The sequence below is a fragment of the Daejeonella sp. genome (genome assembly GCF_030684675.1).
In the GTDB taxonomy this organism is placed as follows: Bacteria; Bacteroidota; Bacteroidia; order Sphingobacteriales; family Sphingobacteriaceae; genus Daejeonella.
Genome location: NZ_JAUXXZ010000076.1, coordinates 93,968 through 106,183, shown reverse-complemented (window position 1 = coordinate 106,183; position 12,216 = coordinate 93,968). Strand labels below are relative to the sequence as shown.

Sequence of the window (12,216 nt, the reverse complement as noted above, 5' to 3'; positions counted from 1 at the left end):
CTTAATTAATAGAGGAAGATTTCAATTTATTCAGGGTATAACATATCAGTTTATTATTCAGCGAATTACCTGTTGAAGTTTTAATGTCTCCCAAATTTAATTCATAAACGTAACCGGACTTTAGGGTTGCCAGAGTCAGTGATACTTTCTTACGGTCATTAGAAATTTTGATATCGGTAACAGGAACATTTTGAATATCAAACTGATCAGAACCATATTTACTTTGGTACTTATAATAGTAGTGTCTGAATTTAAAATTTTCAGAATTTGTAGCCGCCGATACCTCCAGGGGCTCTGTAAAGGTCAGATCAAAGCCCTTTTCAGTCAGATTCATACTATAGATATCTGCAGGCGTTTTGCCAGTAAAAATGATCCGCTGTATACCCTGATCACCGAGCCATCCGTGAGAATTTTGACCAATCCATAAACTGCCATCCGGAGCAAATACCAATCTGTTATTCCCCTTTCGCAGACCATTTCCTTCAAGAAAGGGAATACATGCACCCTGTAACTCACCACCAACACGCTCAAGCATTACCCTAACAATCCTTTCCTTATTCATCTCACCGATGATCAACTGTCCCGAGAAAGGGCCAAATTTACCTGCAGTGTTATCGCAGACAGGCTGGGTTGGTGAGTTTGCAATAATACCATGCGGAAATAAGACGGCTCCTCTGGTTCGCATACTATCCAAAACCGGTATTGGTAACAAAAATGGATTACCTCTATTCCATCCCTTTTGCCAAACCAGACTTCCGGGGTGACCATAGAACTTCCCTTCCTGTACATGATGCAAGGGACTGGTACCAACCCAATCGCCCTGATTATCGGTAGCAAACAAATTACCTTCAAGATCGAATCCTATTCCATTTGGAGAACGGAAACCAGAGGCAAAAGGTTGCAATTTACCATCCTTGCCTAACTTCATCATCCACCCACGATAAGGTAAATTCGAAAACATCTGCCCTTTGCTGCCACTCTCACGGCCGAGGGGATTTATCTGACCACGAACTTCTGACCTGATGTTTCCTCCGCCTGAAGAAGAATTCAGGGCGATGAACAGATTACCGTCTTTATCCTTAACCGGACCGTAATTGAATTCATGGTAATTACCCGAAAGCCCGAAATCATCCGTAACTTTTTCATACAGATCAGCAGTTCCATCACCATCAGTATCCTTTACTCTTGTCAATTCGGGACGTTGCATTATTAATAATTCAGAATTACTGATTACCAGAATCCCTAATGGATCATGGAGGCCTTCAGCGAATAATTTCCATTCCCTTGTTAAGGTATTGTAGATCATTACCTCACCTCTGGTAAAAGATGCAACAAGTCGGCCGTCTGGCAAAAATTCAACAGCACCGGTCTCACTTGTTAATCCATCAGGCATTTTGATGGTTTCAACCCTGTAAGAATCATTTGTTATCTGGGCAATAATGGATTCAAGGCAAGTAAAAAGCAACATTCCTGTCATGTAAATGGAAATCACTTTATATTTCATAATATTCCCCCCTCCTTAACACTCATAATAATGCTGAATCTTCTGGCCTCTTTTGATGTTAATTTCAATCTATTCCCTTCCCATGATCCTTTTAAAGCTTCATATTTAACTCCATCAGATTGATCGGTATTAAACCAGACAGTGCTTTTAACATTAGGGATCCTGAAGGTCCTGTTCAGACCTTTGCCATCAGCTTTAGGTAGAATCAGTTCATAAACATCAATTCCGTTTAGTGTGTAATGAAATTCAGGATAGCGGTTAATGAGTTTATATCCTTTGTAATCTAATTTTGGCACTTTGTTATCGGCACTAAATGAGAATGGAAATTGAGTTTTATCCCTAAAAAACACATTTCCTACAACTTTCGCCGATACATCGCCCTTACCTTTCCATAATTCAGAATTATCCAGGAAGCCACCGCTCCATGCAAAACGTAACTTACAGGTACCAGCATCCCAGCAATAGGATAAATCACCAGGGAGACTAACTGCAATTGCTGCAGGACTTGCCCCATAGATAAAAACCCGGTAAATATATGGCGATACAGGGGTGTAAGGATGTAAAGGTTTGATTTTTACCGGCTGAGGTTCTCCATTTAAGGGATGATTACTATGCTGATTACTTAACATAGTATTATCCTCTGCTTTTCGATTTGGAGGGATATTAGGATCATCTTTTAATTCAGGCATTCGACCATCTGCATTAACATACATTGCACCAAACATGATAAAGCCATGCCCCGGGATTGTACACACATAAGGATAAACTCCCTCCTGCTTAGGTGCTGTAAAACTTAGTGTTCTGAATTGATTGGGATTAACAACCGGGATTGACCATAAAACGGATAAGGAATTTGGAATATAGTCCATTTCTGGACCTTTTTGACCTAATTTAAGGGCCTCATTTACAACTTCCAGTCTTGTTCCGGGTTTTGTGATGAGAAGATTATGACTCATGTCATCACTGTTACTGAAAATCAGATTCAATTTTTCACCCGGCCTCACATTAAACCTCACCAGATCGAATTGAAGACCAACAAGTACATCAATTTTTATGGTTCTGACCGTATCTGTATTATTCTGTGCATACAGTTGTACAATTGATAGAAGAGCCAGCATCAAGGAAAATATCTTTTTAACAGGCTTCATCGATGCAAAAATTACAGAGTTATAAATTTAAAACATGGATTGATAATGATCTGAGGGATCAAATATACCCCCGCTCCTTTCATAAAAATCAGGACTCAGTTCAAAAACCCCATTTTGGGGAATCATCCAGGGAGCATGTGCGGCAGGATGATAATTAACCATGTTTTTCCAGTTTACGTAGTTCATATCCCCGTTTGTCTCCATCATGCCCATATTAATAACAGGAAATGGAGCAAGATGGGCTGCTAGATTTTTATTCCAATCAATTAAGATGGGATTAACTGTCAGATCAGCACACATGCACGGAACATTTCTATCTGCGGCAAGTTTGGCAATCTTTATCGACAGACTGAGTGTTTTTGCAATACCTTTCAGTACCATGACCTTATATCCCTGATCCAGACGCCTTATTGCAGATTGTTCATCATGTACGCTTTCGTCTGCACCGATCCTGAGATCAATATCTGCGACACTTTCTTCATTATTTTCATTCAAAGGCTCTTCAATTAGCAGAATCTGATCAAAAGCACCAATCTTACGCGCATGATCAAGATATTTTAAAAGGGTTTCCTTCTTCTCATACCGGGCATTGGCATCCATTGTATAGATCAATTTCCCGTTTTTGGTCTGTTCAGTACGAAAATCCTTAAGAGTTTGATGAATCAGACTTAATCTGTCAATATCTGCCTGAATCATCTCCGATTGAGAACCTGGCGCTCCTGTCTTAATCTTAAAAACAAAATATCCTTGTTTTACAGCATTTTTCAAATCCTCCATAGGCATGCCATATGGGATTTGGTACATGATGGCAATTTTTTTATTCCTGTGCGATAAAGCCTTTTTATATTGCTCCGGGATCATCGCCTCAAAAGTGCTGAACTTATTTTCAGCGGCATAGGTAAGCCAGGCAGCATTATCCACACCAACAAGGGCATTATAGACAAAATTGATGTTCAGATCCTGTTTTTGGGTAATTTTTTTTCCGTCCCGAATAACCCCTGGCAGAATTTTATCCAATAATTCGGGAGGTGTTCTGAATGGAGTGTTTTTTACATGTTCAAGAGATTTGTTGACCAAATCGTACATCATCGCATTCCCCTCCGTTTCTGAATGACGCGAAAATAAATCTGCGTCACCATAAAGTACACTTTGGGTCGCAATTCCGATTCGTGAAATATCCGATTCAGATTGCATTCTGGATGCAACCTGCCATAATTCAGTCAGATACCCGCCCTTAAATCCGAACGGACGAATGAGCTTTTCGCGTTCAAAATCCGACTGGGTCCGGACAATATTAATCAGCTTTAAAGTAGCAGGATCAGCAGCCAGAAGGTCAGAGAGATTCATAGAACTTAAGGCAGCCAAAGCGCCGGCACTTTTAACAAATCTTCTTCTGTCCATCTTGAAAATTATAAAAATTAATTAATCCCTGAAAAGCTATTTAGACAGAAATTCTGCCAGAAGAAGTTCTTTAACAAACTGATCATCAATAAGATGTGGGTAAGCTTTACATACTCGATCAATCTCTTCCATCTGACCATCTGATAATTCTTCTTTAGGATTCAGACACCAGCGACCTTCCAATAAACCCTGTCTCCGCAAAACCTCATGAATACCCGGAATGCATCCGTGGAAATTATTTGCGGGATCAAAGATTGCAGCATTCATATCCGTCACCTCAATTCCTTTCGTCAGTAATTCTGCAATACCCTTATTGCCATTGGCTTTGCAGGCTTTTATTTCTTCAAGCAATTTAACAGCGGCTCTTGTCCATACGGCCCAATGGCCAAGCAAGCCACCAACAAACTCCTTCTCAACCCTTTTACCGTTTATAGCGAAACTGTATTTGGTCAAAATATCAGGTATAATATTATCATCATTACCAGTGTATAGATCGATTTCATTGCATCTTGAGGATGCACACACGGCTCTGACTACATCGAGGGTCTGGTAACGGTTAAATGCGGCTACTTTAATTGCCTCTATATTTTTGATTTCGGCAAACTCCTGCCAGAAATCATACGTATAAATACGGCCACCAACAGAAGGCTGAAGATAAAATCCAATAACAGGCATAACAGCCGCCACATCACGTACTCGCTGTAGAATGGCTTTTTCAGTCCAAGTCTGAAGTCCGCCCATACTGAGCAGTCCAAGATCAAAACCATATTTACATGCTGTTTCAGCTTCCTTTACTGCCTGAGCAGTTGGTCCGCAAATTCCGGCAATTTTAATAAATGGTCTATCCGGATTTGAATTATCTATCTCTTCTGAGACGACCCTCAAAACGGTTTCAAATAAGTTAATTTCCGGATCCCTGATCTCAAACTGCGTTGAATGCACTGCAACAGCAAGACCACCGGCCCCTGTAGCAACATAATATCTGGCAAGCCCTCTTTGACGGGCCTCATCAAACTGCCGGGAAGAGTTTAAAGCCAGAGGAATTGCAGGTAAAACTGTTCCGCTTTGCAATAAACTTTTAAGTACCGGATCTAATGTTTTGGTTGACATATTTTTAATCAATTTATCTTCAAAAAATCTATTTAAAACTGACCTTTTCTTTCCTGGAAATGAGTAGGCTTATTAATCATTTTTCCCCCACCCTGAAGCCATGCTACGGTCATTTCAATCATATCACGTACTGTTACTCTTGGATAGCCAAATAGCTTGTGTGCTTTAGATGCGTTACTTAATAATGCATTTGGTTGAGAATCATTAGCAAACAATGGCTCTTTGTCCATTAAAAGTCCAAACTGCTCTGCTACCCATTTAACTGATAATGTCTCCGGCCCGGTTACATTCAGAATATTCGCCGGAACTTCGCAATGCAGCAATGAACGAATTGCAATCTCATTGGCATCACCCTGCCAGATCACATTCACACTGCCGGTTGTAAGATCAATCGCTCTTCCTTCATTTACAGATTTTGCTATCTCGAGCAAAACTCCGTAACGCAGGTCAATAGCATAGTTTAAACGGTAAATCAAGGTTGGAATCTGGTATCTTTCAGAGAAATACTGAAAAATACGTTCTCTGCCTAAACATGACTGACCATATTCACCTACTGGCGCCGGAACATGATCCTCAGAAAGACCACCTGAGCCAATTGGTGTGAAAGGGTAAACATTTCCTGTTGAAAAGGCTACAATGCGTGAGTTTTTATATCTTTCAGCAACACGACCCGGCAGATAAGAATTCATCGCCCATGTAAAAGGTTCTTTTCCTGTTGTTCCGAACTTGGTACCGGCAAGATAGATTATATTGGGTGCATCAGGTAAAGCAGCAAGGTCCTTTTCATTCAACAGGTCGGCAGATATCGTTTCAATACCATCAGCTTCAAGTTCTTCACGTGTACCTGCTTCCGAGAAACGCGAAATTCCAATAACTTTTTTATTGATTCCCGCCTGAGTTATAGCTCTGCGAGCTAATTTCGCCATACTCGGCCCCATTTTTCCACCTACACCCAACAGAATTATGTCCCCATCGATCTTTGCAATATCATTAATCAAAGCATCTGTCGGCTTTAATAATTCTTGTTCTAATACTTCTAAATCAGTCATTTTAAATCTTAATTATAAAACAATTCATTAACACCATCATCATTCCAGTGTGATGGTCAGGCAAAAAGAGTTTAGCTCCAGCCAGTGCTGAAAAATACAAAACTATTTTTGTAACCTATATTCTATCTCAATAAAGCTCTTCGGCTCAATTAAACCCTGTTAATATTCCTAATTTACTTTTTTGAAGCCATTTCTGCTGCCTTTGTAGTTGTGTAATATTTAGCAAGCATATTGGGTACTTCCCAGGCTGGAAGTTCTGTTCCTTTTAAATAAGTCAGGTAATTTTTTACAACTTCAGCAAAATGTTCTTCATGAGGTACTTTAAGCTTTTCAGGTATGATTAACTCCCATTCTTTGCCGGCTTTCTTCACAGCAAGGCCTGGATATAAAGCTTGCAACCTTCCTATTGCATCCATTAGTTGCTTTTCAGAATTTGGTCCTGAATTCAGTAATTCAAGATAAACTACCGGCTTATAGTTCTGTTCCTTACCCTGTCTGATTAATATATTGGCTTTGGTTCCCCTCATTTTTGAAAAATGTGTATCTCCCGATCCTTCAGGTGCTTCATAATTCCATTTTATCCCAACACGGGCATGAACACCTTTAATTGTATAATTCATTTCACCGTTTGACATTACATTCAATATTCCATTTTTGATGTATTTCTGAAGGTAATCAGGGAACTGGTCTTTTTTAGTTGATTTCTGAAACTGTTCCAGGTTGAGTTGAGTGGCCCATTCCTTTGCCGAAAGCATATTGATATCCTTCTTATAATCAAGAACTACATCAGGAAAACATTCCCACTGAATAAGATCTACCATATGTGTAGTTATATCCACCAATCCGCGACCCTCCTGTTCCACATCAAAGAACCATGCCGGTCTTACCAGGGGCTTACCGGAAACATTCTTATAGAAATGATGAACACTTTCCTGCATCACTGCCGGATTATCAGGAGTCCCATTTTCCAGGGAGCCAAAAAATACGGTATCCTGACTTAATGCACGCTGAAGAACATAATAAATATTATAGCGTTCTGTCATGATATCGTACAGAACAACGTTTTTCTCCTTTGCTTTTGCAAACGCATTTTCAAGGGACCTGAATCCATCCTGATTAATTGCCAATGGCTTATCAGCAAGTACGTTCATACCTGAATCAATTGCCCGGCTGATATAATTCGTCTTTAATTTATTGTTACCAGATATAATAACCACATTTCCCGCCTTATCACTGAACATTTTTTCGAGGTAATCAGGACCACGGTAAATTTCATGCTTCCATGATGTTGGATTCTCCTCCCTTGAATTATAACTATCCACCAGTTTCATGTGATTATCTAATTCTGATCCGTCAGGAGCATAGACGTGAACGACTGAATCAATTTCTTCATACATCGATTTTTGCAATAAGGCTGCATGGAAATGACCGGGGTCAAGAGTGATAATGCGAATTTTCTCCTCTTTCAGATCACTCGTAACCTGTTTATTGCCACAACTGCTACCTGTGAGCAAAATAGCTGTTCCAAGTACCAGGAACGAATTCCTGGCAAATGAGAAAGTTTGTTTGTTCTTCATAGATCTTTTTTTTAATGTTCAATTATTATAATTCCCTTATTTCAATATTCTTAAAGTATGCCTTATTTCCATGATCCTGAAGTCCTATCTTACCTTCCGGAGATAATCCATAATCGGGATATTCTTTCCATTTACCTTCAGATCTAAGCTTATTCCAGGTCTTAGTCCATGCTTTAAATTTAACAATCCTGATACCGTTGAGCCAATGCTCCACACGCCCCTTATTAAAGATAATTCGGGAAGTATTCCATTCCCCTACCGGTTTAAGTATCTTATTTTTACCTGCTGAATACATTGCATAATCGGCGCCGGCCTTTTGTGAATCTTCCAATTTAGCAGGGAAATTTACATCATCAATAATCTGATATTCAGGGGAAGTCTCTATTGCTCTTTTGTATTTTGGATCCTCCACAATATGATAGAAAACACCACTATTGCTGCCTTTGTCAACTTTCCACTCCCATCTTAGCTCAAAATTCCGGAATGAGCGATCGGTGATAATATCTCCGGATCCACTGGGGCCTTTTGCTCCCAAACATACCAGAGAGCCCTTTTCTATCTTCCAGTTTTTAATTTCTTTGGTATTGTTAAAGTGGTGCCAGCCATACAGACTCTTCCCATCAAAGAGACTGATCCATCCTTTCCCTGGATCAGCTATAGAAGTGTAAGTGATAAAAAAGAAGGCTAAAAGCAGCATTTTTTTTTCATTAAATTTTCCGTTTACGTACACGTAAATATAGGAGATTTCATTCTGAATTCTTAACCAAGAGTAATATAGTGCCTCGAAATAATAAAACAAGGATTTTGAATTATATGACCCGCTACCTGTTGACCCTTTTCTATTTCCTATTCCCTACTATCTATTCCCTATTCCATCCCTACTTACCATTTTTAATCAGACCGTTCTTCTCAGACAATTTAATTACCTCATTCAATATCCTTGTTTCGATACCTACCTGCCATTTGGAAGGCAGACCATAAACAGTGTGAGATTCTCCTTCGTAAGAGCCTTCCTTTAGCACAAGTGATGAAGGGACATAGGCCATTACATCGTTTGAATATCCATATACAAATGCATCAGCACCCAGCATTTGTTTAATTTTTATAGCATATTCAATGAGAAGTTCACCTCCGAGGCTCACAATGGGCTGATCACCAATGGACCATACCTGAACAGGATATGGGTAAGATCTTATTAATTTTTCTCCTGATCTGATCTTCCCCCTCATACGTTCGGCCCATCTCTTTTGGTAAGGAACAGTAGTAGAGCTTATGAATTTTGTATATTCTGCCTCAGTTGGTGGAGTTGCCAGCGGAAGGTCCAATTCTGAATAACTTGTAATCAAACCTGAAGGCAATTTTCTCATATCTTCTTCCAGTACCCGCTCCACTGCTGCAGCCAGTTCCTTTCCATATTGCTTAGCCAAAGGGACAGTATGTCTTGGCAAAGGATTCTGATCAGCGCCTGCACTTTGGAAAAAAAGCGCAGTGGCTCCCGGATAAGCTTTTTCAAGCTCTATCTGGGTAAATCCCGGATAATCACCCGACCAGTCATAACCACTTAAAACTGTTGGATGACAGGCATATCCAAAAGCAATTGCCTTGATATCCCCTTTTGCATTCATAACTTTGATAACCGGTACGGCATAATCATTAGGGCCTTGCAGTTCAGTAAGCTGAGTAAGTAAATTTGCTGCATTGTTCCGGCGGTTTACCTGAAATCGTGTAACCCCATTCTGAGCATAAAGCCCTGCAGGTTCCATATTCTTCAGAGCCTCACCAACCATATTTACAATCTGATCCTCCAAAATTTTGGTGTATTGTTTAATACTTTCAATCTGCTGATTATCAAGAACATAAATATCCATCAGAGCATCCCCAATTACAGGTCCTGAATGGGTATGGGAACTGTTAAGTAAAATTTGAGCACGATCTAATCCATATTTTGATTTTATCCGGTCTCTGATCCTGTCGGATACATCTTTAGGAAAACCCAAAAGATCAGAACTGATCATTACAGCCTTATTTCCTTTTGAATCTTCGAGAGCCAGAGCCTTTGCCCACAGCGGATGCAAAGTACCTTCTGATGAGTGGGTACGGGAAGCAAAACCTGCCATAGGCATTGCCATCTTCGGGGTAATATCTGCCTTGCCAACACCGGCTTTCCATTCAAGGCTAGCAGTATTTTGTGCCTGAACCGGATTTATGAGTGTCAATATAACTATAAGCAGATTAATGATTGAAATTTTCATTCTGAATGTTTTAAGGTATTTAGTAATTAAGAATTAACGTAAGCTTATGAAAGTTTGAATAGTTTTTGGGCGTTCCCGTAAAGAATTTTTCGCTCGATAGCTTTATTGGGAGCTAATTTACGGATAGCAAGTATGATATTAGCCCCAAGGCAGGATTTTCCGGTACCCTCTGAATCAGAGCAATCACTTCCAAAAAGCAATTTATCCTGATGACGTTCTAAAAATCCACGGGCATGATCCTCATCTCTGGTCAGAGAGCCTAATCCGGAACCTGCTGAAAAATCACCAAACATATTTGGATATTCAGTAAGCAGACGATCTGTAAGTCCGCCCCTGCTGACATTACCCTTAGGATATAAAATATTCTGATCGATGTGATTCTTATCGATATCTGCCCACCAGGTTTGCGCATGACCTATAAAATTCACTTTTGGATATTTCTTCAGCATGGTATGGAAACGTTCAATACCCCTATTATACATATTGTGCTGCCAGTGCATCAGAACAGGAACATTATAAGAAGTTGCCAGTTCATAAATACTTTGCATTGCCGGAGAATCACAATCGAGTCCGAATTTGAGCTCTCCGATAACAGGAGCACCAAGCTTCAGATATTTTTCAATTTCCTGTAATGCACCCGGCATATCCGGAACTTCATTTGCCCCGAAAATAAATTCATCAGAATGAGCTTTTGCAAATTGATAGCATACTTCATTACCGGTAGCTTTAGCCTGCAGTCCATTGCTATAGCCATAATAGGTCGAGCCATAACTAAGCGGACGACCTGCAGGCAATAGAATTGTTTTAGTTACTCCCATTGCACGCTGATGAGGTATCAGCAGATCATTTGATCTTCCACTATAATCTGTATGCTGGTGTATATCAATAATTGGCTCCGCAGCATTTCTAAGATCCAAAACCGCATTCTGATCCAGAGTATTTGCAATCAGGGAAGGAACATATCCCATAGTTAGGGCTGCACCGAGTCCAGCAAGTGAATTTTTGATTATAAATTCACGTCTTGAGTATTCTTTTTTAAGCATTCCGGAAGCTGATTATATTATTTAAATTCAGTATATCTGGGTGTATGACCCAGTATTTTATCAATAAAAGCATAGGCTTCTTTACGATTTTCGAGAGGAAAATCGTGTTCATCATCAGGATATCGTACCTGCAGTTTATCTAATGAATTGAGATTGCGGTAAATCGGTTCTACCAATGCAATTCCTGCCTGAACTCCTTTATAATCAAAATTAGCGTCCCTGCTTGGAGAAACTGAAAAGAATGCCCTTGGGGCTATTGCTGAAATCATCAGATTGAAATCGAAAGGAACCTTTTTATTTTCGAGATTATACTTTGTTCTCAATAATGGCATATAGCGGGTTTGAGCCCAGGGGCCAAGTCTTCCCCCATATTTCTTTTCAGCCTCGGCTCCAATATTGTAAAAATCAAGTTGTGTCCATCCGCAGCTGCTAACAGACACTTTTATGCGCTCATCCATGGCAGCCAGGAATATGGAATTATGTCCGCCAAGAGAATGCCCTAACACTCCAATATTATCGGAATCCACATCAGCTCTGCTTTGAAGCAAATCAATACAACGCATGTGGTTAAAAATACCTTTCATGGTACCTGATTTATAACGATCAGTATCGAAATTATAATCTTTAGTATCACCAAAGCTTGGGAAATCAGGAGCGATAACAATGTATCCCCGCTGAACAAGTTCTCTGGCATGTGAGCGATTAGCTTTATTTCCCTGTCCATCAACAGCCTTTCTTCCCAATGGATCAGTCTCATGTAAAACCAGCATAGCCGGCAATTTTTTTGGAGTACCTGTTTGTATCGGAACATACAGATATAAAGGAAGAACCTCATTATTTTCGACAGTAAAAAGGATATTATAACGAATGAAACTCGCCTCCTTAATACTGTCAATTACCTGGATATCAGAACGTTTAAAAGCTGTCCGCTTGGGTAATTTACCCATTACCTTCTGCATATTATGCAGTATTTCCTTTCTATACTTTTGATGATCTCCATGAACAATGTTTTCCTGAGCAATTGTTAAGGCAGGAAAGAGTAAAAAGAGAATGATAAAAATTGGTCTGATACCTGCAATTTGACGGCTTTTCGATTTTATCATAGGATGGAAATAATTTTAATAAATATATA

General features: G+C 39.7%; 10 protein-coding genes. All 10 read right to left on the bottom strand.

Features of this window, described 5'->3' with window-relative positions:
- Position 1: 1 nt before the first annotated feature.
- The 10 genes from Q8M41_RS16075 to Q8M41_RS16030 all read right to left on the bottom strand — a co-directional run bounded on the left by Q8M41_RS16075 (position 2) and on the right by Q8M41_RS16030 (position 12,187).
- Complete coding sequence (locus Q8M41_RS16075; RefSeq protein WP_305366313.1) at positions 2–1,504, bottom strand: hypothetical protein; 1,503 nt, start codon at positions 1,502–1,504, stop codon at positions 2–4.
- Positions 1,501–2,652 carry a plastocyanin/azurin family copper-binding protein gene (locus Q8M41_RS16070; protein ID WP_305366312.1) on the bottom strand — a complete coding sequence of 384 codons (1,152 nt, stop codon included), beginning with the start codon at positions 2,650–2,652 and terminating at the stop codon, positions 1,501–1,503. Before Q8M41_RS16070 ends, Q8M41_RS16075 begins: the two co-directional genes overlap by 4 nt.
- Before the next feature lie 27 nt (positions 2,653–2,679).
- On the bottom strand, positions 2,680–4,053 hold the full coding sequence (locus Q8M41_RS16065; RefSeq protein ID WP_305366311.1) for an L-alanine-DL-glutamate epimerase: 1,374 nt from the start codon (positions 4,051–4,053) through the stop codon (positions 2,680–2,682).
- Positions 4,054–4,089: 36 nt separating this feature from the next.
- On the bottom strand, positions 4,090–5,163 hold the full coding sequence (locus Q8M41_RS16060) for a dihydrodipicolinate synthase family protein (RefSeq protein WP_305366310.1): 1,074 nt from the start codon (positions 5,161–5,163) through the stop codon (positions 4,090–4,092).
- Positions 5,164–5,195: 32 nt separating this feature from the next.
- Positions 5,196–6,212 (bottom strand): NAD(P)-dependent oxidoreductase, encoded by a 1,017-nt coding sequence (locus Q8M41_RS16055; RefSeq protein ID WP_305366309.1) that lies wholly within the window; start codon positions 6,210–6,212, stop codon positions 5,196–5,198.
- Between the two features lie 173 nt (positions 6,213–6,385).
- On the bottom strand, positions 6,386–7,789 hold the full coding sequence (locus tag Q8M41_RS16050) for a putative oxidoreductase C-terminal domain-containing protein (protein ID WP_305366308.1): 1,404 nt from the start codon (positions 7,787–7,789) through the stop codon (positions 6,386–6,388).
- A gap of 25 nt (positions 7,790–7,814) precedes the next feature.
- Positions 7,815–8,486 carry a DUF1080 domain-containing protein gene (locus Q8M41_RS16045; RefSeq protein ID WP_305366307.1) on the bottom strand — a complete coding sequence of 224 codons (672 nt, stop codon included), beginning with the start codon at positions 8,484–8,486 and terminating at the stop codon, positions 7,815–7,817.
- Positions 8,487–8,667: 181 nt separating this feature from the next.
- Complete coding sequence (locus Q8M41_RS16040) at positions 8,668–10,041, bottom strand: neutral/alkaline non-lysosomal ceramidase N-terminal domain-containing protein (RefSeq protein WP_305366306.1); 1,374 nt, start codon at positions 10,039–10,041, stop codon at positions 8,668–8,670.
- Positions 10,042–10,085: 44 nt separating this feature from the next.
- Complete coding sequence (locus Q8M41_RS16035) at positions 10,086–11,084, bottom strand: amidohydrolase family protein (protein ID WP_305366305.1); 999 nt, start codon at positions 11,082–11,084, stop codon at positions 10,086–10,088.
- Between the two features lie 17 nt (positions 11,085–11,101).
- Positions 11,102–12,187, bottom strand: coding sequence for an alpha/beta hydrolase (locus Q8M41_RS16030; RefSeq protein ID WP_305366304.1), 1,086 nt, complete (start codon positions 12,185–12,187; stop codon positions 11,102–11,104).
- Between the last annotated feature and the right edge of the window lie 29 nt (positions 12,188–12,216).

Bases quoted from the DNA above. Each gene is read 5' to 3' on its own strand.
- Q8M41_RS16075 (WP_305366313.1), bottom strand. From the start codon at position 1,504: ATGAAATATAAAGTGATTTCCATTTACATGACAGGAATGTTGCTTTTT.
- Q8M41_RS16070 (WP_305366312.1), bottom strand. From the start codon at position 2,652: ATGAAGCCTGTTAAAAAGATATTTTCCTTGATGCTGGCTCTTCTATCA.
- Q8M41_RS16065 (WP_305366311.1), bottom strand. From the start codon at position 4,053: ATGGACAGAAGAAGATTTGTTAAAAGTGCCGGCGCTTTGGCTGCCTTA.
- Q8M41_RS16060 (WP_305366310.1), bottom strand. From the start codon at position 5,163: ATGTCAACCAAAACATTAGATCCGGTACTTAAAAGTTTATTGCAAAGC.
- Q8M41_RS16055 (WP_305366309.1), bottom strand. From the start codon at position 6,212: ATGACTGATTTAGAAGTATTAGAACAAGAATTATTAAAGCCGACAGAT.
- Q8M41_RS16050 (WP_305366308.1), bottom strand. From the start codon at position 7,789: ATGAAGAACAAACAAACTTTCTCATTTGCCAGGAATTCGTTCCTGGTA.
- Q8M41_RS16045 (WP_305366307.1), bottom strand. From the start codon at position 8,486: ATGCTGCTTTTAGCCTTCTTTTTTATCACTTACACTTCTATAGCTGAT.
- Q8M41_RS16040 (WP_305366306.1), bottom strand. From the start codon at position 10,041: ATGAAAATTTCAATCATTAATCTGCTTATAGTTATATTGACACTCATA.
- Q8M41_RS16035 (WP_305366305.1), bottom strand. From the start codon at position 11,084: ATGCTTAAAAAAGAATACTCAAGACGTGAATTTATAATCAAAAATTCA.
- Q8M41_RS16030 (WP_305366304.1), bottom strand. From the start codon at position 12,187: ATGATAAAATCGAAAAGCCGTCAAATTGCAGGTATCAGACCAATTTTT.